Below are 222 nucleotides of genomic sequence, written 5' to 3'. Positions count from 1 at the left end.
CACACTGTACCGATGAACGGCGTGAGACCGTGCAGCAGCAGCTGGTAAGCGTGTTTGAACGCTATGGCCTGCCGGAGCGGATGACGATGGACAACGGCTCCCCGTGGGGCGACACCACCGGGACCTGGACGGCGCTTGAGCTGTGGCTGATGCGCCAGGGTATCCGGGTGGGCCACTCCCGGCCTTATCATCCGCAGACGCAGGGCAAGCTGGAGCGTTTTC

1 pseudogene is annotated in these 222 nt (G+C 64.4%); it reads left to right on the top strand.

Annotated features, from left to right (window positions below):
• Nucleotides 1-222 (top strand): annotated as a pseudogene (locus L977_RS11600) (DDE-type integrase/transposase/recombinase); the annotation flags it as partial.

The organism is Enterobacter sp. ZOR0014, from assembly GCF_000798855.1.
Classification (GTDB): domain Bacteria; phylum Pseudomonadota; class Gammaproteobacteria; order Enterobacterales; family Enterobacteriaceae; genus Enterobacter; species Enterobacter kobei.
This window is presented reverse-complemented; position numbering and strand designations above follow the sequence as displayed.